The sequence below is a fragment of the Mycobacterium sp. SMC-14 genome (genome assembly GCF_046250075.1).
In the GTDB taxonomy this organism is placed as follows: Bacteria; Actinomycetota; Actinomycetes; order Mycobacteriales; family Mycobacteriaceae; genus Mycobacterium.
On sequence record NZ_CP176429.1, the window covers coordinates 2,094,651 to 2,117,973 of the forward strand.

Genomic DNA, 23,323 nt, shown 5'->3' on the forward strand with positions numbered 1-23,323 from the left:
CTCGCGGGCTATCGCGAACCCCCGTGCTCGGGCATGCTGAGAGTCGCCACCGGTCGCTGACCGTGAACCTCGAGGGGGTCGACTCGATGCACGAACCCGAAACCTACGACGTCGTCGTGCTCGGTGCCGGACCGGTCGGGGAGAACGTCGCCGACCGCGTCCGCGCCGCCGGGCTGACCGTGGCGATCGTGGAACGCGAACTCATCGGCGGCGAATGTTCCTATTGGGCTTGCGTACCCAGCAAGGCCCTGCTGCGGCCGGTGCTCGCCGTCGCCGACACCCGCCGGGTGGCCGGCGCCCGCGAAGCCGTCAGTTCCCCGATCGACGCCGCCGCGGTCTTCGGTCGCCGCAATCACTATGTGGGGGACTGGGACGACTCCGGGCAGGCGGACTGGATCGACGCGATCGGCGCCACGCTGGTACGCGGCCACGGTCGCCTGGACGGCCCACGACAGGTGGTGGTCGCAACTGACGGAGACGACGTGACGCTGACGGCCCGGCACGCGGTCGTGGTCTGCACCGGAACCCGCGCGGCCCTGCCGGACCTGCCCGGCATGGCCGAAGCCCGTCCGTGGACCAATCGCGAAGCCACCGAAGCCACGTCGGTGCCCGGCCGCCTCGCCGTGGTCGGGGCCGGCGGGGTGGGCGTGGAGATGGCCACCGCGTGGCAGGGATTGGGCTCGGCGGTGACGCTGCTGGTGCGCGGCTCGGGGCTGTTACCGCGGATGGAGCCGTTCGTGGGCGAATACGTCGCGCGCGGGCTGGCCGACGCGGGTGTCGAGGTGCGCACGGGTGTCTCGGTCGCCAAGCTGGCGCGTGCGGGTGACGGTCCGGTGCGTTTGGAGCTGACCGACGGCAGTGAGCTCGAGGTCGACGAGGTGCTGTTCGCGACGGGGCGCACCCCACTGACCGCTGACATCGGGCTGGAAACCGTGGGATTGACCCCCGGCGACTGGCTGGAGGTCGACGACACCCTGCGGGTGCGTGCCGTCGACGAGGGGTGGCTGTATGCGTGCGGCGACGCCAATCACCGGGCGTTGCTGACCCACGAGGGCAAGTACCAGGCGCGCGTGGCCGGCGCCGCCATCGGAGCCCGGGCGGCCGGGACACCGCTGGACACCGCCCCATGGGGCGTGCACGCCGCCACCGCCGACCATCATGCGGTGCCGCAGGTCTTCTTCACCGATCCCGAAGCCGCCGCGGTCGGGCTCACCGCCGAGCAGGCCGAGCGGGCCGGCCACCGGGTGCAGGTGGTGGACGTGGAGATCGGCGGCGCGGTGATGGGTGCCAAGCTGCATGCCGACGGCTACCGTGGGCGCGCACGCATCGTGGTCGACGCCGACGAATCGTTCCTGCTCGGTGTGGCATTCGTCGGCCCCGGCGTGGCCGATCTGCTGCATTCGGCCACCGTCGCCGTTGCCGCCAGGGTGCCGATCAGCCGGCTGTGGCATGCCGTGCCGTGTTTCCCGACGATCAGCGAAGTGTGGCTGCGGTTGTTGGAGGCCTACCGCGACGCCGGGTCGATCTGACGGTCGGCTACCGTCAATCACCGGGCGGCGAGGGTGCGTAGTTGTACGCGACACGCCGCAGGTTGCGGGGCAAACACGCACGCTCGCGGAAGTGGATTCAATTAGTTTGCATCTATACGCATAGTCATGCAGAATCGTCCAGTGACCAAAGCGATCAAAGTGGCGGTGGCCGGTGCCAGCGGCTACGCCGGCGGGGAGATCCTGCGGCTGCTGCTCGGGCACCCCGCCTACGCCGACGGCCGGCTGAGCATCGGCGCGCTGACCGCCGCCGGCAACGCCGGCAGCACCCTGGGCGAGCAACACCCGCATCTGGTGCCGCTGGCCGACCGCGTCCTGGAACCGACCGAGGTCGACACCCTGGCCGGGCACGATGTGGTGTTCCTGGGCCTGCCGCACGGACATTCGGCGGTGCTGGCCGAGCAGCTCGGTGACGACACCGTGGTGATCGACTGCGGAGCGGACTTCCGGCTGGGCGACCCGACCGATTGGGAACGCTTCTACGGCTCGGCGCACGCCGGCACCTGGCCCTACGGCCTGCCCGAGCTGCCCGGCGGGCGTGACAAACTCATCAACGCCAGGCGGATCGCGGTGCCGGGCTGCTACCCGACCGCGGCGCTGCTGGCGCTGTTCCCGGCCGTCGCCGCCGGACTGGTGGAACCCGACGTCACCGTGGTCGCCGTCAGCGGCACCTCCGGTGCCGGCAAGGCCGCCAAGGTCGACCTGCTGGGCTCGGAGGTCATCGGCTCGGCGCGGGCCTACAACATCGGCGGGGCGCACCGGCACACCCCGGAGATCAGCCAGGGGCTGCGCGCGGTCACCCATCGCGACGTCAGCGTCGCGTTCGTCCCGGTGCTGATCCCGACATCCCGGGGCATCCTGGCCACCTGCACCGCCAAGACCACCACGTCGCTGTCCGAACTGCGGGCGGTCTACGAAAAGGCTTACCACGACGAGCCGTTCGTGCACCTGCTGCCGCAGGGCCAGCTGCCCAAGACCGGATCGGTGATCGGCAGCAACGCGGCCCACCTCGCGGTCGCCGTCGACGAGGACGCCTCGATGTTCATCGCGATCGCGGCGATCGACAACCTGGTCAAGGGCACCGGCGGCGCGGCCGTGCAGGCGATGAACCTGGCGCTGGGCTGGCCGGAGACCGAAGGACTTTCCGTCGTAGGAGTGGCGCCATGACCAACGTTCGGCTGGTGCGCGAGCAGGGCGTCACCGCGCCCGGAGGCTTCCGGGCGGCCGGAATCGCCGCCGGCATCAAGGCTTCCGGAAATCCGGACCTGGCGCTGGTGTTCAACGAGGGCCCGGACTACGCCGCGGCCGGGGTGTTCACCAGCAACCAGGTCAAGGCCGCGCCGGTGCAGTGGAGCCGGCAGGTGCTCAAGGCCGGCCGGCTGCGGGCGGTGATCCTGAACTCCGGTGGTGCTAACGCATGCACCGGTCCGGGCGGTTTCCAGGACACCCATACCACCGCCGAAGCGGTCGCGACGGCACTGTCGGAGTGGGGCACCGAGACCGGGGCGGCCGAGGTGGCGGTCTGTTCCACCGGCCTGATCGGTGACCGGCTGCCGATGGCCAAGCTGCTGACCGGTGTCACCGAGGTGGTGCAGGCCATGGCCGGCGGCCTGGTTGGCGGAGACGAAGCCGCCCGCGCCATCATGACCACCGACACCGTCCCCAAACAGGTTGCGCTGCACCACAAGGGTGACTGGACCGTGGGCGGCATGGCCAAGGGTGCCGGCATGCTGGCGCCGTCGCTGGCCACCATGCTGGTGGTGCTGACCACCGACGCCAAGGTCGACGCGGCGGCGCTGGACAGCGCCCTGCGCCGGGCCACCGCGGTGACGTTCGACCGGCTCGACATCGACGGCAGCTGCTCCACCAACGACACGGTGCTGCTGCTGTCGTCGGGTGCCAGCGAGATCGCACCCAGCCAGGACGAGCTCGACGCCGCGGTGTTGGCGGTCTGCGACGACCTGTGCGCTCAGCTTCAGGCCGACGCCGAGGGCGTCACCAAGCGGGTGTCGATCACCGTCAGCGGCGCCGGCAGCGACGCCGACGCCCTGATCGCCGCGCGGATCGTGGCCCGCGACAGCCTGGTCAAGACCGCGTTGTTCGGCTCGGACCCCAACTGGGGACGGGTGCTGGCCGCCGTGGGGATGGTGCCGTTCACCATCGACCCGGACCGGATCACGGTGTCGTTCAACGGCTCCCCGGTGTTCTCCGGCGGCTCGCCGATGCCCGGTGCCCGGGAAGTCGACCTGTCCGGGGCGGACATCCACGTGACGGTGGAACTCAACCTCGGCAGCGGGCAGGCCATGGTGCGCACCACCGACCTGTCGCACGCCTACGTCGAAGAGAACTCGGCGTACAGCTCATGACCGAACTCACCACCGCCGTCAAAGCGCAGGTATTGGCCGAAGCCCTGCCGTGGCTCAAGCAGCTGCACGGCAAGATCGTCGTCGTCAAATACGGCGGCAACGCCATGACCGACGACACCCTCAAGCATGCGTTCGCCGCCGACATGGCTTTCCTGCGCAACTGTGGCATCCACCCGGTGGTGGTGCACGGCGGTGGGCCGCAGATCAGCGCCATGCTGAAGAAGCTCGGCATCGAAGGTGACTTCAAGGGCGGATTCCGGGTCACCACACCCGAAGTGCTGGACGTGGCGCGCATGGTGCTGTTCGGCCAGGTCGGGCGCGAACTCGTCGGCCTGATCAACGCCCACGGCCCGTATGCGGTCGGCATCACCGGAGAGGACGCCGCGCTGTTCACCGCGGTGCGGCGCAGCGTGAATGTCGACGGGGTCGCCACCGACATCGGGCTGGTGGGCGACGTCGACCAGGTCAACACCGCCGCGGTGCTGGACTTGATTGCCGCAGGCCGGATTCCGGTGGTCTCCACCCTGGCGCCCGACCCCGACGGGGTGGTGCACAACATCAACGCCGACACCGCCGCGGCCGCCCTGGCCGAAGCGCTGCAGGCCGAGAAGCTGTTGATGCTCACCGACGTCGACGGCCTCTACACCGACTGGCCCAACCGCGATTCGCTGGTCAGTGAGATCGACACCGCGACCCTGGAGCAACTGCTGCCGAGCCTGGAGTCCGGCATGATCCCCAAAGTCGAAGCCTGCCTGCGCGCCGTCCGCGGTGGGGTGCCCAGCGCCCACATCATCGACGGCCGCGTCGAACATTGCGTGCTGGTCGAACTTTTCACTCACGCCGGCACCGGAACCAAGGTGGTAAACCCGTGACACTCCAAGACCGCTGGCAAGCGGTGATGATGAACAACTACGGCACCCCGCCGCTGGCACTGGTCAGCGGCGAGGGCGCGGTGGTGACCGACGAGGCCGGCAAGAGCTACGTCGATCTGCTCGGCGGCATCGCGGTCAACGTGCTCGGCCATCGACACCCGGCAGTGATCGAGGCCGTCACCACCCAGCTGAACACGTTGGGCCACACCTCCAACCTGTATGCGACCGAGCCGGGCATCGCCCTGGCCGAGGGGCTGGTCGACCATCTCGGCGCGCCGGCGCGGGTGTTCTTCTGCAACTCGGGGACCGAGGCCAACGAGGTCGCGTTCAAGATGACCCGACTCACCGGCAAGACCAAGATCGTTGCCGCCCAGGGCGCCTTCCACGGCCGGACCATGGGGTCGCTGGCGCTGACCGGACAGCCCGACAAGCAGGCGCCGTTCGAGCCGCTGCCCGGCGAGATCACCCACGTGCCCTACGGCGACACCAAGGCGCTGGCCGCGGCGGTCGATTCGACCACCGCCGCGGTGTTCCTGGAGCCGATCATGGGGGAGGGCGGCGTCGTCACCCCGCCCGCCGGCTACCTGGCCGAGGCCCGCGGCATCACCGCCGCCCACGGCGCCCTGCTGGTACTCGACGAAGTCCAGACCGGGATCGGGCGCACCGGGGCCTTCTACGCCCACCAGCACGACGGCATCACCCCCGACATCATCACGCTGGCCAAGGGCCTGGGCGGCGGGTTGCCGATCGGTGCCTGCCTGGCGGTCGGTGCGGCCGGTGACCTGTTGACCCCGGGCTTGCACGGCAGCACCTTCGGCGGCAACCCGGTGTGCACCGCGGCCGCGCTGGCGGTGCTGCGGGCGCTGGCCGACGGCGACCTGATCGCCCGGGCCGCCACGCTCGGCAAGACGCTGAGCCACGGCATCGAGGAACTGGGCCATCCGCTGGTCGACCACGTCCGGGGCAAGGGCCTGTTGCAGGGGGTGGTGCTCACCGAGCCCAAGGCCAAGGCCGTCGAACTGGCCGCCCGCGAGGCCGGTTTCCTGGTCAACGCCGCCGCGGCGGGCGTGGTCCGGTTGGCGCCGCCGCTGATCGTCACCGAGGAGCAGATCGGCAGCTTCATCACCGCCCTGCCCGGCATCCTCGACACCGCGCAGGAGGCTGCGTCATGATCCGCCACTTCCTGCGTGACGACGACGTCACCCCAGCCGAGCAGGCCGAGATCCTGTCCCTGGCAGCCGAACTCAAAGCCGAACCGTTCAGCCGCCGGCCGCTGGAAGGCCCGCGGGGTGTCGCGGTGATCTTCGACAAGAACTCCACCCGCACCCGGTTCTCCTTCGAGATGGGCATCGCCCAACTCGGCGGGCACGCCGTCGTCGTCGACGGCCGGTCCACCCAGCTGGGCCGCGACGAGACCCTGGAAGACACCGGACAGGTGCTGTCGCGCTACGTCGACGCCATCGTGTGGCGCACGTTCGCCCAGGACCGGCTGACCGCGATGGCCTCCACGGCCACGGTCCCGATCGTCAACGCCCTCTCCGATGAGTTCCATCCCTGCCAGGTGCTGGCCGACCTGCAGACCATCGCCGAACGCAAAGGTGCGCTCAAGGGGCTCAAGCTGACCTATCTCGGTGACGGCGCCAACAACATGGCGCACTCGCTGATGCTCGGCGGGGTGACCGCCGGGGTGCACGTCACCGTCGCCGCCCCGGAGGGCTTCACCCCCGACGCGGGCGTGGTCGCCGCCGCCAAGGCGCGCGCCGCCGACACCGGCGCCTCGGTCACGCTCACCACCGATGCGGCCAAGGCCGCCGCCGGCGCCGACGTCCTGGTCACCGACACCTGGACCTCGATGGGCCAGGAGGACGACGGCCTGGACCGAGTGGCGCCGTTTCGACCGTTCCAGATCAACGATGAACTGGTCGGCCTCGCGGATGCGGAAGTCACGGTGCTGCACTGCCTTCCGGCGCACCGCGGCGACGAGATCACCGACTCGGTGATCGACGGGCCGCGCAGCGCGGTGTGGGACGAAGCCGAGAACCGGTTGCACGCTCAGAAGGCGCTGTTGGTGTGGTTGCTGGAACGGTCACGATGAGCCGAGCCGACAGCACCGTCACCCGCGTGGGCCGCCAGGCCCGCATCGTCGAGGTGCTGTCCTCTGCCGCGGTGCGCAGCCAGACCGAGCTGGCCACCATCCTGGCGGCCGACGGCATCGAGGTCACCCAGGCCACCCTGTCGCGCGACCTCGAAGAGCTGGGCGCGGTGAAACTGCGGGGCCCCGATGGAGGAGTCGGCGGGTACGTAATCCCCGAAGACGGCAACCCGCTGCGCCTTTCCGGCGGCACCGACCGGTTGTGCCGGCTGCTGGGGGAGCTGCTGGTGTCCACCGACGCCACCGGAAATCTGGCCGTGCTGCGCACCCCGCCCGGAGCGGCGGACTACCTGGCCAGCGCCATAGATCGGGCCGCGCTACCGTACGTCGTCGGCACCATCGCCGGGGATGACACCATCTTCGTGGCGGCCCGCGAGCCGATGACCGGCGCCGAGCTCGCCGCCACCCTCAACGACCTGCAGTAACACCCACAAGCACACAGCAACACAAAGCAAGGAGAACTCGAATGTCCGAACGCGTCATCCTGGCGTATTCCGGCGGCCTGGACACTTCGGTGGCGATCAGCTGGATCGGCAAGGAGACCGGCCGCGAAGTGGTCGCCGTCGCCATCGACCTCGGCCAGGGCGGCGAGGACATGGAAGTGGTGCGCCAGCGGGCCCTGGACTGCGGTGCGGTGGAGGCCGTCGTGGTCGACGCCCGCAACGAGTTCGCCGACGAATACTGCCTGCCGACCATCAAGGCCAACGCGCTCTACATGGACCGCTACCCGCTGGTCTCGGCCATCAGCCGGCCGCTGATCGTCAAGCATTTGGTGGATGCCGCGCGGAGCCACGGGGGCACCATCGTCGCGCACGGCTGCACCGGCAAGGGCAACGACCAGGTCCGCTTCGAGGTCGGCTTCGCCTCGCTGGCTCCCGAACTGAACGTCATCGCCCCGGTCCGCGACTACGCCTGGACCCGGGAGAAGGCCATCGCGTTCGCCGAGGAGAACGCCATCCCGATCAACGTCACCAAGCGCTCGCCGTTCTCGGTCGACCAGAACGTGTGGGGCCGTGCGGTGGAGACCGGGTTCCTCGAAGACCTGTGGAACGCCCCGACCAAGGACGTCTACGACTACACCGAGGACCCGACGGTCAACTTCAACGCCCCCGACGAGCTGATCATCAGCTTCGACAAGGGCCGCCCGGTGGCGATCGACGGTCGCCCGCTCAGCGTGCTGGAGATCATCCAGGAGCTCAACGCCCGTGCCGGCGCGCAGGGCGTGGGACGGCTCGACGTGGTCGAGGACCGGCTGGTGGGCATCAAGAGCCGCGAGATCTACGAGGCGCCGGGCGCGATGGTGCTGATCACCGCGCACACCGAGCTCGAGCACGTCACCCTGGAACGCGAGCTGGGCCGCTACAAGCGCGGCGTGGACCGCAAGTGGGGCGAGCTCACCTACGACGGCCTGTGGTTCAGCCCGCTCAAGCGGTCGCTGGAGGTGTTCGTCGAGGACACCCAGCAGCACGTCTCCGGTGACATCCGGCTGGTGCTGCACGGCGGCAGCATCATCATCAACGGCCGGCGCAGCGCGGAGTCGCTGTACGACTTCAACCTGGCCACCTACGACGAGGGCGACACCTTCGACCAGACCGCGGCTCGTGGCTTCGTCCAGATCCACGGGTTGAGCTCGAAGATCTCCGCCCGCCGGGACCTGGGCTCGTGACGCTCGCGGCGTCACTCCACCGCGAGTGTGAATCTCACGACGCAACACGCCGGTGCGGCGTCGTGGAATTCACACTCGGCGGGGGTGAGCGGTGAGCACCAACGAGGGATCCCTGTGGGGCGGACGGTTCGCCGAAGGACCGTCCGACGCGCTGGCGGCGCTGAGCAAATCCACTCACTTCGACTGGGTGCTGGCGCCCTACGACGTGGCCGCGTCCAAGGCGCACGCGAAGGTGCTCTACGGCGCCGGGCTGCTCACCGACGACCAGCGTGACGGCCTACTGGCCGGCCTGGACAGCCTCGGCGAGGACGTCGCCGATGGCAGCTTCGGGCCACTGGTCACCGATGAGGACGTGCACGGCGCGCTGGAACGCGGCCTGATCGACCGGGTCGGGCCCGATCTGGGCGGCCGGCTGCGCGCCGGACGCTCGCGAAACGATCAGGTGGCCACGCTGTTTCGGATGTGGCTGCGTGACGCGGTGCGCCGGGTGGCCGCCGGGGTGCTCGACGTGGTCGAGGCGCTGGCCCACCAGGCGGGCGCCCACCCGAGTGCGATCATGCCGGGCAAGACGCACCTGCAGTCGGCGCAACCGGTGCTGTTGGCCCACCACCTGCTGGCGCACGCCCACCCGCTGCTGCGCGACGTGGACCGGATCATCGACTTCGACGCCCGCGCCGCGATCTCGCCGTACGGGTCGGGTGCACTGGCAGGCTCGTCGCTGGGCCTGAACCCGGATGCCATCGCCGCCGAACTCGGTTTCGCCGCCGCCGCGGACAACTCGATCGACGCCACCGCCGCACGCGACTTCGCCGCTGAGGCCGCGTTCGTGTTCGCGATGATCGCCGTCGACCTGTCCCGGCTGGCCGAAGACATCATCTTGTGGAGTTCAACGGAATTCGGCTACGCGGTGCTGCACGACTCCTGGTCGACCGGCAGCTCGATCATGCCGCAGAAGAAGAACCCCGACATCGCCGAGCTGGCTCGCGGGAAGTCCGGCCGGTTGATCGGCAACCTGACCGGCCTACTGGCGACGCTCAAGGCCCAGCCGCTGGCCTACAACCGGGACCTGCAGGAGGACAAGGAGCCGGTGTTCGACTCGGCGGCTCAGCTGGAGCTGCTGTTGCCCGCGATGGCCGGCCTGGTCGGCACCCTGCGGTTCGACACCGAGCGGATGGCCGCGCTGGCACCGGCCGGCTACACCCTAGCCACCGACATCGCCGAATGGCTGGTGCGCCAAGGAGTTCCGTTCCGCATCGCCCACGAGGCGGCCGGCGCAGCGGTGAAGGCCGCCGAGCAGCGCGGCGTCGGCCTGGACGAACTGACCGACGACGAGCTGGCCGCCATCAGCGCGGAGCTCACCCCGCAGGTGCGCGAGGTACTGACGGTCGAGGGGTCGGTGGCATCCCGTGACGCCCGCGGCGGAACCGCGCCGGTGCGGGTGGCCGAGCAGCTGGACGCGATCCGCGAAGCCGTCAGCCAGGCGCGCCGTCGAACCGCCGGCGATCAGCGGTAGTACGACGCCAGGTTGTCGGCCAGTTCGTCGAACAAGTCCTGGTTCAGTCCGAACGCGAACCTGACCTCATCGACCACGCGAGCGATTTCGTCGGGCTCCAGCCCGAGCTCGTCGAGGCGGGCACGGTAGGCGTCCTTGTACGGTTTTGCGCGCACCGGGAACTCATAGAACGACAGGCCGGCGCCGCCGAGCTCGAACGTGCGGTCCAATACGCGTCCGATCGCCTGGCCGCCGGAGAGGTCACCCAGGTAGCGCGTGTAGTGGTGGGCCAACAAGGCGCTGCTCGAGGCTGCGGCAATCCGGTCGCAGTACGCCTGGGCGGCAGGCGAAACGACCTCCGCGACGGCTCCGTCGGCCCAGAACTCCAGGTCGGCCTCGATCGCTGCCAGCCGTTCGAGCGCAGGGTCGTACACCGATGCGACGAGTGCGTCGTCGCGGTTCGCCCGCATCGCGGCCTCCAGTGCGGCGTAGACCATCCGCAACCGCAACAGGTAGTCGACGTAGCCCTGTTCGTTGACCTTGCCGCTCATCAGTTCTGACACAAACGGCGAGGCCTCGGCGGCGTCGTGCGCCGCTTGCGATCCCTCCCGCATGGCGGTGGACAACGATCGGACGGCATCGGGGTCAACCGGGGCCTTCAGCGGCATGCTGTGATCCGTTCCCTTCTTCGCGGGTGCTCTCGGTGGTCCAGCTTCCCGGCATCATCGGGGTGGCGGCCCCGTTGCCGAATGCATCTTCCGCCAGCGTAGTGAGTCCGGCCGGGTCCGCCAGTCCAGACCGCGCCGCAGCGCCGCTAGATCCAAGCGCGACGCTGCCCGACGCGCTGACCCCGGTCCGATGTTCCGGGTGCGGCGCAGCGGGCGCCTCGTCGTCGGCGGTGAGGAATTCGTAGCGGTAGCCGCGTTCTTTGACGTCAGCGCCGCGGCGCCTGCGTGTCCTGGACCTTCTGCCGGACGCAGCCACCGCCGCGGCGTCTGCGGCTTCACTCGCGCCCCTGGGACGACGTGAGGGCTCCGCGGCTCGCTGCTGCATGGGTGGGCCGAAGCCCACGCCGGGGCCGCCGCCGGCAACCGCGTAGTACAGCGGCGGGGCGCCGGTAGCCGGAGGCGGATTCGGTACCGGTGCTGCCGGTGCGGGGGCCGTGCTTGCGGGCGCCGGAGCAGGAGCGGGAGGGCTGGACAACGCGGACGCCGGGGGAGTCGGAACCGCGACCGCGGCCGGCAGATTCTGGGGCGTGATCACGGGTGGTACCTCCGCGGCGGGTACCTGGGCCAGATTGGCGAGCCCGGACAATCCCAATGCGATCGGGATCGCCGACGATGCAGGCCCCATGATCGCGGCGTAGATCGGCGTTCCCAAGACAGCGAAGGTAGCCGCGTAGGCGAACAGGTAGAACAACGGCATCCAGGTGGCAACGGCCGCCGCGGGGTCGGCCGCAAAATCCGTGATGACCTGAACCAGGGTGCCGAGCGGATCGGCGAGTACCTGTTTGAGCATGCGGTACATGCTGCTGAAGTGCTCGGACCACGACAGCCATTCCTCGATGGGGTCGGTGAAGGCGGCGGACCCCGCCTCACCGACGCCCGGATCGAGGACAGGCGGCGCGGGCGCCGTCTGTGGTGTGGATGCCACTGTCGCCGCGGAGACGGCCTGGTAGATGCTCATGGTGGAGGCGGCCTGCAGCCACATCCGGATGTAGTCGGCCTCGGTGACCGCGATCGGGATCGCGTTGATACCGAAGAAGTTTGTCGCCACCAACACGCCCAGCGTCGCGCGGTTGGCCGCCAGTTCGGCGACGGTCGGCATGGCGGCCAGCGCCGCGGTATAGGAGCCGGCCGCCGTCTGGAGCTGGGCGGCCGCGCTGGCGCTGTTCGCCCCGGCCTGCATCAGCCAGGCCAGGTAGGGCGCGTGCGCGGCAAGGTAGCGCGCCGCGGCTTGGCCCTCCCACGTGCCGGCCTGCACGGCACCCAGGATTGTCGTGAGTTCGGCTGCAGCCGTGGTGTATTCGCTGCTCAGTGCCGCCCAAGCATCGGCCGCGGCCAGTAGTGTCCCGGCGCCCACCCCGCTGCTGAGCAGGGTGGAGTGCACCTCGGGGGGCAAGGCCATCCAGATGGGTGTGGTCATGGTCGCGGGTTCACTCCATGCCGGTACGGCCGGGAGTCCAGAAGGGTTTGGTGCGGATGCGGCGTCTATCCCAGCCGCGTTCGTTGATCAGAATCTTTCGCAGGGTTTGGATGGTGCGGGCCTCACCGGCGAGGTAGGCGATGCCGGGATGGTCGGGAAGCTCGAGGTTGCGCAGGGCGTCGGCGAGAACGGGGGAGTTCGCCGCCGAGGCGTCACCGCGCTCGAGGCGGGTCACGGGCCGCGGGAGCGGAAGGTGATCGGCTTCGGTCGCCGCCTCGACGACGCCGTACACCTGGGCGCCGGGCTGCAGCGAGCGCAGCATCGCGGCGAAGGCGACCGACGCCGTCTCATCGCCGGCGAACACGTGGTAGGCGGCGTCCTGGCGTACGACGAAGTTGCCCTGCGGTCGGGTGAAATCGACGTGGTCCCCGAGCGACGCGGCGGCCGCCCACCGCCGGGCCGGCGTCACGGCGTCCCGGTCGTAACCGTGGTGGCACATCACGATGTCGAGCGTTCCGGCGTCGGGATCCGCGTCGTAGATGGAATAGGCGCGCAGGGCGTCGTGGGGATGCAGCCGCAGCACCGAATCGAGCAGACCGGCGACCTGCAGGCGGACATGCTGACCCGGCGTCCAGGTCAGGCCTCGCAGCCGTGGACCGGTGAATCGGATGCGGCGCATGGTCGGTGTCAGCTGTTCGATCTCGCCGACGGTTGCGGACAGCAGCAGCGCCTCGCGCAGGGTGCTGACGAGGGGAAACGAATCGAGGAGCGGTGCCACGGGGGTCTCCAGTGAGTCGATTTAAATTAGGCATGCCTTACCTAAGTCGCGACAGTAGCAGATCCGGCGCTGCGCTAGCGTGAATGGATCAACGGCAGCCGAAACATCTCGACCGCGGGGCGCCTGGTGACGGCGATCGCGCTCTGCGGGCTGCTGGCGCAGTGCACCGGTGGAGCACCGCCGGAACCCAACCCGGCGCCGGCGGCATCCGCGCCCCGCAACGTCGCGCCCGAGCCCGCCAGCGTCGCGGCCGTCACGGCCGCCGAGCTCGGCCCGACCTGGCACCGCGACTGCCCGGTCACCCCCGCGCAGCTGCGGCGCGTCACGCTGACCTATCTCGGCTTCGACGACCGGCCGCACCGCGGCGAGTTGATCGTGAATCAGGAGCTGGTTCCGCAGGTCATCGCCGTGTTCGATCGGCTCTACCGGCTGGAGTTCCCGATCGAGCGGATGCAACCGGTGGCCCACTATCGGGGCGGCGACGACGAGCTGTCGATGGAGGACAACAACACCTCGGCGTTCAACTGCCGGCGCATCCCGGGCTCGGGCAACTGGGCGCTACACGCCTACGGCCGTGCCATCGACGTCAACCCGCTGCTGAATCCCTCGGTCGACCACGGCAAATTCGAGCCGCGCAACGCCGGGGTCTACCTGGATCGCCGTCGGATCGAGCCGGGCCTGCTGCATGCCGGTGACGCCGCAGTGCGCGCCTTCACCGACGCCGGGTGGCGCTGGGGCGGCAATTGGAAGTCGCCGGTGGACTACCAGCATTTTGAGCGGCGCTGACGCGACGAAAGTCACACCTGCCACATCGGCACCGTCGACCGACCATGCACCGAAGTTGAAAAAGGATGTCGCCGGCGATATCACCGCCGCGGTGCCGGCCGATTGGTAGCGCACGCGCTATCCAAATCGACAACACCCACATGCTTCTCCCGCGTTACCGCTGGGACTCATGTGACGAAAACGGCTGTTCGGGGTTAGTCAAGGAGCTCCGAGAGCTCCAACCATCGGCCTTCCTGCTCGGCCACCTCGGCCTCCAGCGCCCTCAGCTCCCGGGTCAGCCCGGCCAGGCCCACATGATCGGACTGGTCGTAGTCGGCCAGCTCGTGATGCTTGGCCTCGATCTGCTCGGCCAGCCGCGCCAGCCGGCGATCGACGGCGGCCAGATCCTTCTGTGCCGCACGCAGTTCCGCTCCCGACAGCGGCCCCCGACCCTCGGCGGCCGCGGCTGCGGGTCGCGGCGCCGGCGCCCGACGCGCGTCGGCGGCCAGCCGCAGATATTCGTCGACACCCCCCGGCAGGTGCCGCAGCTGCCCATCGAGAATCGCGTATTGATTGTCGGTGACCCGCTCCAGCAGATACCGGTCGTGGGAGACCACGATCAAGGTGCCCGGCCAGGAGTCCAGCAGGTCCTCGGTGGCGGTCAGCATGTCGGTGTCGACGTCGTTGGTGGGCTCGTCGAGCACCAGCACGTTCGGTTCGGCGAGCAGGGTCAGCATCAACTGCAGTCGCCGCTGCTGGCCGCCGGAGAGTTCGCCCACCCGCGCCGACAGCTGAGCGCTGCCGAACCCGAGTCGCTCCAACAGCTGCGCGGGCGTCATCTCCTTGCCGTCGACCTGGTAGTCGTTGCGCAGCCGGCCCAGCACGTCGGCCACCCGGTCTTCGGCCAGCGTCGCCAGCTCCGCCGACTGCTGGTCCAACATGCCCAGTCGCACCGTCTTGCCGCGTTTGACCCGGCCGCTGTCCGGCACCACCGTGCCGGCGATCAGACCGAGCAGAGTGGATTTTCCTGCACCGTTGGCGCCGACGATTCCGGTGCGCTCGCCGGGCCCGATCCGCCATTCCACGTCGCGCAGCACCGGGCGGCCGTCGAACGAGACCGACACATCGAGCAGGTCGATGACGTCCTTGCCCAGCCGCGCGGTCGCCAGCTTCATCAGCTCGACGTCGTTGCGCAGCGGCGGGACGTCGGCGATCAGCGCATTGGCCGCCTCTATGCGGAACTTCGGTTTGGAGGTGCGGGCCGGTGCTCCCCGGCGCAGCCAGGCCAGCTCTTTGCGCAACAGGTTCTGGCGCCTGGCCTCACTGGCCGCGGCCATCCGATCGCGCTCCACCCGCTGCAGGACATAAGCCGCGTAGCCGCCTTCAAAGGGAGCGACGGCTCCGCCATATACCTCCCAGGTGGTGGTGGCCACCTCGTCGAGGAACCACCGGTCGTGGGTGACCACCAGCAGGCCGCCGGAATTGCGGGCCCAGCGCTGCTGCAGGTGCCGCGCCAGCCAGGTGATGCCCTCCACGTCGAGGTGGTTGGTCGGCTCGTCGAGGCAGATCACGTCCCATTCGCCGATCAGCAAGGCTGCCAATTGCACTCGTCGGCGCTGACCTCCCGACAGTCCGGAGATGGTTGCGTCCCAGGCGATGTCGGAGACCAAGCCGTCGACCACGTCACGGATTCGCGGGTTGGACGCCCATTCATGGTCGGCCTGATCACCGACCAGCGACGTCCCCAGCGTGCTGTCGGGGTCGAGGGTGTCGGCCTGGTCCAGCAACCCGACCCGCAGACCGCTGCGCCGGGTGACGCGGCCCGAATCCGGGGTCGCGGCGCCGGCCAGCAGTCGCAGCAGCGACGATTTGCCGTCGCCGTTGCGGCCGACGATCCCGATCCGGGCGCCCTCGTTGACCCCGAGCGTCACTGAGTCCAACACCACACCGGTGGCGTACCGCAGGTGAAGAGCCTCGGCTCCGAGCAGGTGTGCCACCGCTGGAACGGTACTGCCTGCCCCTTGGCGAATGGTGAACCAGCCGGACGTATGGCCCTGATGTGCCAGAATGTGCACGTCATTCCGGGATCGTGCGCGAAGTAGGGGAGCAGCGGTGGATCTGAACTTGTCGGCCATCACCCGGCCGGTCGAGTGGCTGATGGCCACCGCACAGAACGGCCTGGAGGTGCTGCGCTGGGGCGGCCTGGAGACCGGGACCGTCCCATCACCGTTCCAGATCGTCGAGAGCACCCCGATGTACAAGCTGCGGCGGTACTTCCCGCCGGACAGCCGGCCGGGACAACCGCAGCCCGGACCGCCGGTGCTGCTGGTGCACCCGATGATGATGTCGGCAAACATGTGGGACGTCACCCTCGATGAGGGCGCGGTCGGCATCCTGCACGACGCCGGGGTGGATCCGTGGGTGATCGACTTCGGCTCGCCGGACCAGATCGAAGGCGGCATGCGCCGCAACCTGGCCGACCACATCGTCGGCCTGAGCCAGGCCATCGATACCGTCGCCGAGACCACCGGACGCGACGTGCACCTGGCCGGCTACTCCCAGGGCGGCATGTTCGCCTATCAGACCGGGGCATACCGGCATTCGAAGAACATCGCCAGCATCATCGCGTTCGGTTCGCCGGTGGACACCCTGGCCGCGCTGCCGATGGGGCTACCGCCCAACCTGGCCTCCGGCGTGGCCGGATTCATGGCCGACCACGTCTTCAACCGGCTGGACATCTCGGGATGGCAGGCGCGCCTGGGCTTCCAGATGATGGACCCGCTCAAGACGGCGAAGGCCCGGATGGACTTCCTGCGCCAGCTGCACGACCGGGAGGCCCTGCTGCCCCGTGAGGCGCAGCGGCGGTTCCTGGAGTCCGAGGGCTGGATCGCCTGGTCGGGTCCGGCGATCTCCGAGCTGCTCAAGCAGTTCATCGCCCACAACCGGATGATGACCGGCGGTTTCGCGATCAACGGTCAACTGGTCACGCTGACCGACATCACCTGCCCGGTGCTGGCCTTCGTCGGTGAGGTCGATGACATCGGGCAGCCGGTGGCCGTCCGCGGGATCCGCCGCGCCGCACCCGATGCCAAGGTCTTCGAATATCTGCTGCGGGCAGGGCACTTCGGTCTGGTGGTGGGTTCGAAGGCCGCCGAACTGACCTGGCCGACCGTGGCGCGCTGGGTGCTGTGGCAGTCCGGGATGGGACCGCAGCCGCCGGGGGTGGCACTGATGTCCGCGCAGCCGTCCGAAGGCGCCAAGCGGGGCGTCGCGATGACGTCGCGGATCGCGCACGGACTGGGGGAGGCCTCCGAGGTCGCGCTGACGCTGGCGCGCGGCGCCGCGGACGCCATGGTGGCGGCGCAGAAGTCGGTGCGCACCATGGCCGTTGAGACCGCGCGCACCCTGCCCCGGCTGGCCCGGCTCGGACAGATCAACGACCACACCCGAATCTCGCTGGGCCGCATCATCGATGAGCAGGCCGCCGACTCGCCCGACGGCGAGTTCCTGCTGTTCGACGGGCGAGTGCACACCTACGAGGCGGTCAACAAGCGCATCGACAACGTCGTCCGCGGCCTGATCGACGTCGGGGTGCGCCAAGGGGTCCACGTCGGTGTGGCGATGGCCACCCGGCCCAGCGCCCTGGTCGCGATCGCCGCGTTGTCCCGGCTGGGTGCGGTGGCCGTGCTGATGCCGACCGACGGGGATATGCTGCCCGCGGCCGGCCTGGGCGGCATCTCCGACATCATCGTCGACCCGGAGACTCTCGAGCTGGTCGGCGCCGCCGCCCGCGAATTGGACTGCCAGGTGTTGGTTCTCGGCGGTGGTGAAGCCCGCGACCTGGATCTGCCGACCGACATCGACGTCATCGACATGGAACAGATCGATCCGGATGCCGTGGAACTGCCCGGCTGGTATCGGTCGAACCCGGGTTTCGCCCGCGATCTGGCGTTCGTGGCCTTCGGCAATGCGGCCGGCGAGCTGGTGGCCAAGCAGATCACCAACTTCCGCTGGGCGCTCTCGGCGTTCGGCACGGCGTCGACAGCGGCCCTGGGTCCCAACGACACGGTGTACTGCCTCACGCCGCTGCACCACGAGTCCGGGCTGTTGGTCAGCCTCGGCGGCGCGGTGGTCGGTGGGGCCCGCATCGCATTGTCGCGTGGCCTGAACCCGGATCGGTTCGTCTCCGAGGTCCGTCAGTACGGCGTCAGCGTGGTGTCCTACACCTGGGCGATGCTCGGTGAGGTCATCGACGACCCGAACTTCGTCCTGCAGGGCAACCATCCGGTTCGGCTGTTCATCGGTTCCGGTATGCCCGTTGGCCTCTGGAACCGGGTCACCGAGGTGTTCGCGCCGGCTCACGTCGTCGAGTTCTTCGCCACCAAGGACGGTCAGGCCGTGCTGGCCAACGTCTCCGGCGCCAAGGTCGGCAGCAAGGGCCGCCCGCTGCCCGGCGCGGTGGATGTGGAACTGGCCGCCTACGACACCGATCACGACCTGATCCTGGAAGACGACCGGGGCTTCGTGCGGGTCGCCGAGACCGACGAAGTCGGTGTGCTGCTGGCCAAACCGCGCGGACCGATCGACCCGTCGGCCTCGGTCAAGCGGGGTGTGTTCGCGCCGGCCGACACGTGGATCTCCACGGAGTTCTTGTTCCGGCGCGACGCCGACGGCGACTACTGGCTGGTGGGCGGGCGCGCATCCAGCGTCCGCACCGCCCGGGGGATCGCGTTCCCGGTGGTGATCACCGATGCCCTCGGTGCGGTCACCGGCGTCGACCTGGCGGTGACCTATCGGGTGCCGACCGAGGGGGCCGACTTGGTGGTGTCGGCGGTGACGGTGCAACCGGGCGCTTCGGTCACCGCCGCCGACCTCAGCGAGGCGGTGGCCGCGTTGCCGTCCGGCATCGGTCCCGATGTCATCCATCTGGTGCCGAACCTCTCGCTGAGCACGGTGTACCGCCCGGTGGTGGGCGCGCTGCGTGAGGCCGGGCTGCCCAAGGCCGGACGCAACGCCTGGTACTTCGATGCCGCCACCCGGCAGTTCAAAAGGCTGACGGCCGCGGTGCGTGCCGAACTGGCCGGTGGCCGCCCGTGATCGCCCAAGAGCTGTTGGACATCCTGGTCTGCCCGGCCGACCGCGGCCCGCTGCTGCTGGTACAGCGTTCCGGTGGCTCCGGTGCGCTGTACAACCCGCGCCTGCATCGGGCTTACCGCATCGACGACGACATCCCGGTGCTGCTGATCGACGAGGCCGAATCCGTCGGCGACGACGAGCACGCCCTGCTCATTGCCCAAGCGGGCCCGGCAGATCCCCAGTGAGATAACGCTGCAGGGTCGGGGCGATCATCGCCACGACGTCCGCGGCCGGTAGCGAGGCGATGGGCTCCAGCCCGATGATGTAGCGGGCGATGACGACGCCCATCAACTGGCTGGCGGCGAACTCGGCGCGCAGTACGCCGGATCCGGCCGGTTCGTCGATCCGCGGGGCGAGTTCGGCGATCACGATGTCCCGGAAGAACGACCGGGCCAGTGGCACTTCGGTTCCGGTGAGCATGGACCGCATCGCTGCGATCAGACCGGTGCCGGCCTGCGAATCCCACAGTGGCAGCAGCAGTCCGGGCAGCGTCCGCCCGAGCTGCTCGACCGGCGTCTCGCGCAGCGGCCCCAGCACCGTCATCGGATCAATCGGCAGCTCGACCGCAGCGGCGAACAGCTGCTGCTTGGTGCCGTGGTAGTGGTGCACCAGCGCTGCGTCGACGCCCGCATCGGCGGCCACCGCCCGGATAGAAGTGTTCGCGAAACCATTGCGGGCGAACAGTTCCCGTGCTGCGGCCAGGATCCGGTCCCGGGTGTCGGAGGCACCCGACGGGCGGCCCGGCTTACGGCTGCGCGGCTCGGTGGCCATCACGGCGTCCGTCGCCGTAGCGTGACCGCGGCCAGTCCCAGTGCCGCGACCGCGAACGCCAGCACGATGACGATGTCGCGCACCGCGACGCCGGTCAGTTCGGGATGGGTGCCCACCTGCTGCAAGGCATCGAGCGCGTAGCTGGCCGGCATGGCGTTGCTCACCCACTGCAGCCAATCGGGCATCGCCGCGCGCGGCACGATAATCCCGGCCAGCAACAGCTGCGGCACCATCACCAGCGGAATGAACTGCACGGCTTGGAACTCGGTCCGGGCGAACGCGCTGCACAGCAGGCCCAAGCCGACACCGAGCACCGCGTTGATGATCGCGATCCCGAACACCCATGCCGGGCTGCCCACGGTGTCGAAACCCAACAGCCCGAACGCCACCACGCACGCCAGGCTGGCCTGGGCGGCCGCCGCGATGGAGAAGGCCGTCCCGTAGGCGGCAAGCAGGTCCATCCGGCGAAGCGGCGTGGTCAGGATGCGCTCCAGGGTTCCCGATGCGCGTTCGCGCTGCATGGTGATCGCGGTGATGACGAACATCAAGAACAGCGGGAACAGGCCCAGCAAGATCAGGCAGGCGGCGTTGAACGGCGACGGCGTGCCCGGCGGGTGTGCGGCGCCCGAGAACATGAAATACATCAGCGTGATGACCAGGCTGGGCACCAACAGGATCATCGCGACACTGCGTCGGTCACCGGCGAGCTGCCGCAGTATTCGCTGGGTGGTGGCCGTGAACGGCCGCAACTGCAGAAACCCGGTCACCCGGCTCGGGGCGCGGTGGTGCGCCGGATGATGGACAGGAACGCTTCCTCCATCGATCGACATCCGGTCTCCTCTCGCAGTCGGTTCGGGGTGGTGCGCGCCAGCAGCCAGCCTTCGCGCATCAGCAGCAGATCGCCGCAGTGGTCGGCCTCGTCCATCACATGACTGGACACCAGCAATGTGGTGCCGCGCCGGGCCAGCGCGGCGAACTGCTGCCAGAGCTCGGCGCGCAGCACCGGGTCCAGGCCGATCGTCGGCTCGTCGAGCACCAGCAGGTCCGGCCGGCCCACCAGTGCGCAGGCCAGCGAGACCCGGGCGCGCTGCCCACCGGAGAGGTTGGCGCAGTAATCGCCGTGATGCTCCTGCAGATCCACCGCCTCGATCGCGTCATCCGCGTCGCGGGCGTCGACCCCGGCCAGGGCGGCGAAGTACCGCACGTTGTCGATCACCCGCAGGTCGTCGTAGATGGTGGCCTGTTGCGGCATGTAGCCGACCCGGCGGCGAAGCACGGGGGAGCCGGCCGGGCTGCCCAGCACCTCGACCCGGCCGTCGGTGATGAGCTGGGTCCCCACGATGCAGCGCATCAGCGTGGTCTTTCCGCAGCCAGACGGCCCGAGCAGGCCGGTGATGGTGCCCGGGGCGATCTGCACCGAGAGGTCGTGCAACACCGGCCGCTTGCCGCGCACCACCCGCAGGTGATCGATCGCGACGGCCGGACTCGAGCCCCAGAATTCATCACGCGATGAAATCATCATGTGATGAATAATCGGCCCGGCATGACGCCGTGTCAAGAGCCGCCGAGGGTCAAGGCAGAATCTCGGAGCGTGAGGGCTGGCCGGCTTGCCGTGGACCCGCTCGCGGCTGCCCAGCGGCTGCTCGGCGCCAGCCTCACCTGCCGCGGCGTTGACGCGACGATCGTCGAAGTGGAGGCCTACGGCGGGGTGCCGGACGGCCCGTGGCCGGACCCGGCGGCACATTCCTACCGTGGTCCCACCGCCCGCAACACGGTGATGTTCGGCCCGCCCGGGCACCTGTACACCTACCGCAGCTATGGCATGCACATCTGCGCCAACGTGGTCTGCGGTCCGGACGGGACGGCCGCCGCGGTGCTGCTGCGGGCCGCGGTGGTGGATCGGGGCGAGCCGCTGGCCCGGGCCCGCCGCGGTGTGGCAGTGCCCGACGTGGCGCTGGCGCGGGGTCCGGGAAATCTCTGCTCGGCGCTCGGAATCACTATGGAAGACAACGGAATCGATTTGTTCGACCCGGGCAGTCCGGTCCGGCTGCGGTTCGGCGAACCACTCGCGGCACACGCCGGACCGCGGGTCGGAGTCAGCCAGGCGGCCGACCGACCGTGGCGGCTGTGGGCGCCCGGAACCTCCGAGGTTTCGGCGTACCGACGCAGCCCGCGGGCACCGGCGCCGGGCGCCTCGGACTGATCCGGGAAAATCGACCCATGCCGACGACGATTCTCGACGAGCTGAACTGGCGCGGACTCATCGCCCAGTCCACTGACCTGGATGCACTGACCGCTGAGGTGAAGGGCGGGCCGATCACGGTTTACGCCGGATTCGACCCGACGGCGCCCAGCCTGCACGCCGGGAACCTGGTGCCGCTGCTGGCGCTGCGCCGATTCCAGCGGGCCGGGCACCGGCCCATCGTGCTGGCCGGTGGGGCCACCGGGCTGATCGGCGACCCCCGGGACAGCGGCGAGCGCACCCTGAACACCGCCGACACCGTTGCCGAGTGGTCCGAGCGGATCCGCGGGCAGCTGGAGCGCTTCGTCGACTTCGACGACGGCCCGACCGGCGCGGTGGTGGTGAACAACCTGGAGTGGACCGCGCCGCTGTCGGCGGTGGAATTCCTGCGTGACGTGGGCAAACACTTCTCCGTCAACGTGATGCTGGACCGCGACACCATCCGGCGCCGACTCGATGAGGGCATCTCCTACACCGAGTTCAGCTACATGCTCCTGCAGGCCAACGACTACGTGCAGCTGCAGCAGCGGTACGGATGTTCGCTGCAGCTCGGCGGGTCGGATCAGTGGGGCAACATCATCGCCGGGGTCCGGCTGGTGCGCCAGAAACTGGGCGTGACCGTGCATGCGTTGACCGTGCCGCTGGTCACCGCCGCCGACGGCACCAAGTTCGGCAAGTCCACCGGCGGCGGCAGTCTGTGGCTGGACCCGGAGATGACCAGCCCGTACGCCTGGTACCAGTACTTTTTCAACACCGCCGACGCCGACGTGATCCGCTACCTGCGCTGGTTCACCTTCCTGTCGGCCGAGGAGCTGGCCGCGTTGGAAGAGGCGACCGCGGAGCGCCCGCACGAACGCGCCGCCCAGCGCACCCTGGCCAGGGAGTTCACCACCCTGGTGCACGGGGAAGCGGCGACCGAGGCGGTGGAGTTGGCCAGCCAGGCGCTGTTCGGCCGGGGCGAGCTGACCCGATTGGACGAAACCACCCTGACGGCGGCACTGCAGGAGACCTCGGTGGCGCAGCTGGAGCCCGGCGCCGCCGACGGAATTGTCGACCTTTTGGTCGCCACCGGTCTGTCGGCAAGTCGGGGCGCGGCCCGGCGCACTATCGGCGAGGGCGGCGTCTCGGTGAACAACGTTCGCGTCGACAGCGAGGAATGGACACCGCAGCCCGAGAATTTCCTGCATGGCCGGTGGTTGGTGTTGCGCCGCGGCAAGCGCAACGTGGCGGGTATTGAGCGGGTCTAGTGAGAGTCTAGCGGGCGGGCCGTCGGCACAGGTTGATCTTGAAAAAACATCCTGACCAGCGGATTTGACTCTAAGATTCCCCTCGCGTAACTTAATCCACGTCGCAGGGAGCGCCGGAAACGGAAGCCCCAGAGACACCCCGGA

General features: G+C 69.4%; 21 protein-coding genes. 14 read left to right on the forward strand and 7 right to left on the reverse strand.

The window, feature by feature from the left end; genetic code table 11:
- The first annotated feature begins 86 nt into the window (after window positions 1-86).
- From ACKY0W_RS09740 to argH, 9 genes are all read left to right on the forward strand, one after another.
- Window positions 87-1,529 carry a dihydrolipoyl dehydrogenase family protein gene (locus ACKY0W_RS09740; protein WP_409437379.1) on the forward strand — a complete coding sequence of 481 codons (1,443 nt, stop codon included), beginning with the start codon at window positions 87-89 and terminating at the stop codon, window positions 1,527-1,529.
- A 126-nt stretch (window positions 1,530-1,655) separates the two neighbouring features.
- A complete protein-coding gene (gene argC / locus ACKY0W_RS09745) occupies window positions 1,656-2,714 on the forward strand; it encodes an N-acetyl-gamma-glutamyl-phosphate reductase (protein WP_409437380.1) in 1,059 nt (352 codons plus the stop codon).
- Window positions 2,711-3,913, forward strand: a complete 1,203-nt coding sequence (gene argJ, locus ACKY0W_RS09750) for a bifunctional glutamate N-acetyltransferase/amino-acid acetyltransferase ArgJ (RefSeq protein WP_409437381.1) — start codon at window positions 2,711-2,713, stop codon at window positions 3,911-3,913. The genes argC and argJ overlap by 4 nt, the downstream gene beginning before the upstream one ends.
- Window positions 3,910-4,785 carry an acetylglutamate kinase gene (argB, locus tag ACKY0W_RS09755; protein ID WP_409437382.1) on the forward strand — a complete coding sequence of 292 codons (876 nt, stop codon included), beginning with the start codon at window positions 3,910-3,912 and terminating at the stop codon, window positions 4,783-4,785. Before argJ ends, argB begins: the two co-directional genes overlap by 4 nt.
- Entirely contained in the window at window positions 4,782-5,957 is a 1,176-nt protein-coding gene (locus tag ACKY0W_RS09760) for an acetylornithine transaminase (RefSeq protein ID WP_409437383.1), read from the forward strand. The genes argB and ACKY0W_RS09760 overlap by 4 nt, the downstream gene beginning before the upstream one ends.
- The gene (gene argF, locus ACKY0W_RS09765) at window positions 5,954-6,880 is read left to right on the forward strand and encodes an ornithine carbamoyltransferase (RefSeq protein WP_409437384.1); all 927 of its coding nucleotides are present in this window, start codon (window positions 5,954-5,956) and stop codon (window positions 6,878-6,880) included. The genes ACKY0W_RS09760 and argF overlap by 4 nt, the downstream gene beginning before the upstream one ends.
- Window positions 6,877-7,362, forward strand: a complete 486-nt coding sequence (locus ACKY0W_RS09770) for an arginine repressor (protein ID WP_409437711.1) — start codon at window positions 6,877-6,879, stop codon at window positions 7,360-7,362. Before argF ends, ACKY0W_RS09770 begins: the two co-directional genes overlap by 4 nt.
- A gap of 41 nt (window positions 7,363-7,403) precedes the next feature.
- Window positions 7,404-8,603: an argininosuccinate synthase gene (locus ACKY0W_RS09775; RefSeq protein WP_406782649.1), complete on the forward strand. Its 1,200-nt coding sequence runs from the start codon at window positions 7,404-7,406 to the stop codon at window positions 8,601-8,603.
- Between the two features lie 91 nt (window positions 8,604-8,694).
- Complete coding sequence (gene argH, locus ACKY0W_RS09780) at window positions 8,695-10,116, forward strand: argininosuccinate lyase (RefSeq protein ID WP_409437385.1); 1,422 nt, start codon at window positions 8,695-8,697, stop codon at window positions 10,114-10,116.
- Here the strand turns inward: argH and ACKY0W_RS09785 are convergent.
- Genes ACKY0W_RS09785 through ACKY0W_RS09795 form a run of 3 tightly spaced genes read right to left on the reverse strand, consistent with a single transcriptional unit; the run spans window position 10,107 to window position 13,030 of the window.
- Entirely contained in the window at window positions 10,107-10,763 is a 657-nt protein-coding gene (locus ACKY0W_RS09785) for a heme oxygenase (biliverdin-producing) (protein ID WP_409437386.1), read from the reverse strand. The two genes, argH and ACKY0W_RS09785, sit on opposite strands and share 10 nt — an antisense overlap.
- On the reverse strand, window positions 10,741-12,240 hold the full coding sequence (locus ACKY0W_RS09790) for a PPE family protein (protein ID WP_409437387.1): 1,500 nt from the start codon (window positions 12,238-12,240) through the stop codon (window positions 10,741-10,743). Before ACKY0W_RS09790 ends, ACKY0W_RS09785 begins: the two co-directional genes overlap by 23 nt.
- Window positions 12,241-12,250: 10 nt before the next feature.
- Window positions 12,251-13,030 (reverse strand): siderophore-interacting protein, encoded by a 780-nt coding sequence (locus ACKY0W_RS09795; protein WP_409437712.1) that lies wholly within the window; start codon window positions 13,028-13,030, stop codon window positions 12,251-12,253.
- 114 nt (window positions 13,031-13,144) lie between these two features.
- On the opposite strand from ACKY0W_RS09795, the gene ACKY0W_RS09800 reads away from it, so the two are divergent.
- The gene (locus ACKY0W_RS09800; RefSeq protein WP_409437388.1) at window positions 13,145-13,804 is read left to right on the forward strand and encodes a M15 family metallopeptidase; all 660 of its coding nucleotides are present in this window, start codon (window positions 13,145-13,147) and stop codon (window positions 13,802-13,804) included.
- A 194-nt stretch (window positions 13,805-13,998) separates the two neighbouring features.
- Here the strand turns inward: ACKY0W_RS09800 and ACKY0W_RS09805 are convergent, their stop codons facing one another.
- Window positions 13,999-15,780: an ABC-F family ATP-binding cassette domain-containing protein gene (locus ACKY0W_RS09805; protein WP_409437389.1), complete on the reverse strand. Its 1,782-nt coding sequence runs from the start codon at window positions 15,778-15,780 to the stop codon at window positions 13,999-14,001.
- A gap of 115 nt (window positions 15,781-15,895) precedes the next feature.
- Between ACKY0W_RS09805 and ACKY0W_RS09810 the strand changes: the two genes are divergently transcribed.
- Together ACKY0W_RS09810 and ACKY0W_RS09815 are read left to right on the forward strand one after the other, a co-directional pair.
- Window positions 15,896-18,880 carry an acyl-CoA synthetase gene (locus ACKY0W_RS09810; RefSeq protein ID WP_409437390.1) on the forward strand — a complete coding sequence of 995 codons (2,985 nt, stop codon included), beginning with the start codon at window positions 15,896-15,898 and terminating at the stop codon, window positions 18,878-18,880.
- Window positions 18,877-19,104, forward strand: coding sequence for a Trm112 family protein (locus ACKY0W_RS09815; RefSeq protein WP_406782656.1), 228 nt, complete (start codon window positions 18,877-18,879; stop codon window positions 19,102-19,104). The genes ACKY0W_RS09810 and ACKY0W_RS09815 overlap by 4 nt, the downstream gene beginning before the upstream one ends.
- On the opposite strand, the gene ACKY0W_RS09820 is transcribed toward ACKY0W_RS09815, so the two are convergent.
- Genes ACKY0W_RS09820 through ACKY0W_RS09830 form a run of 3 tightly spaced genes read right to left on the reverse strand, consistent with a single transcriptional unit; the run spans window position 19,070 to window position 21,212 of the window.
- Window positions 19,070-19,693 carry a TetR family transcriptional regulator gene (locus tag ACKY0W_RS09820; RefSeq protein WP_409437391.1) on the reverse strand — a complete coding sequence of 208 codons (624 nt, stop codon included), beginning with the start codon at window positions 19,691-19,693 and terminating at the stop codon, window positions 19,070-19,072. The genes ACKY0W_RS09815 and ACKY0W_RS09820 overlap by 35 nt on opposite strands.
- Window positions 19,690-20,520: an ABC transporter permease gene (locus ACKY0W_RS09825; protein ID WP_406782658.1), complete on the reverse strand. Its 831-nt coding sequence runs from the start codon at window positions 20,518-20,520 to the stop codon at window positions 19,690-19,692. Before ACKY0W_RS09825 ends, ACKY0W_RS09820 begins: the two co-directional genes overlap by 4 nt.
- Window positions 20,454-21,212 (reverse strand): ABC transporter ATP-binding protein, encoded by a 759-nt coding sequence (locus tag ACKY0W_RS09830; protein WP_409437392.1) that lies wholly within the window; start codon window positions 21,210-21,212, stop codon window positions 20,454-20,456. Before ACKY0W_RS09830 ends, ACKY0W_RS09825 begins: the two co-directional genes overlap by 67 nt.
- Window positions 21,213-21,281: 69 nt before the next feature.
- On the opposite strand from ACKY0W_RS09830, the gene ACKY0W_RS09835 reads away from it, so the two are divergent.
- On the forward strand, window positions 21,282-21,893 hold the full coding sequence (locus ACKY0W_RS09835; RefSeq protein ID WP_409437393.1) for a DNA-3-methyladenine glycosylase: 612 nt from the start codon (window positions 21,282-21,284) through the stop codon (window positions 21,891-21,893).
- A gap of 17 nt (window positions 21,894-21,910) precedes the next feature.
- Window positions 21,911-23,179 carry a tyrosine--tRNA ligase gene (gene tyrS, locus ACKY0W_RS09840; protein ID WP_409437394.1) on the forward strand — a complete coding sequence of 423 codons (1,269 nt, stop codon included), beginning with the start codon at window positions 21,911-21,913 and terminating at the stop codon, window positions 23,177-23,179.
- Window positions 23,180-23,323: the final 144 nt, after the last annotated feature.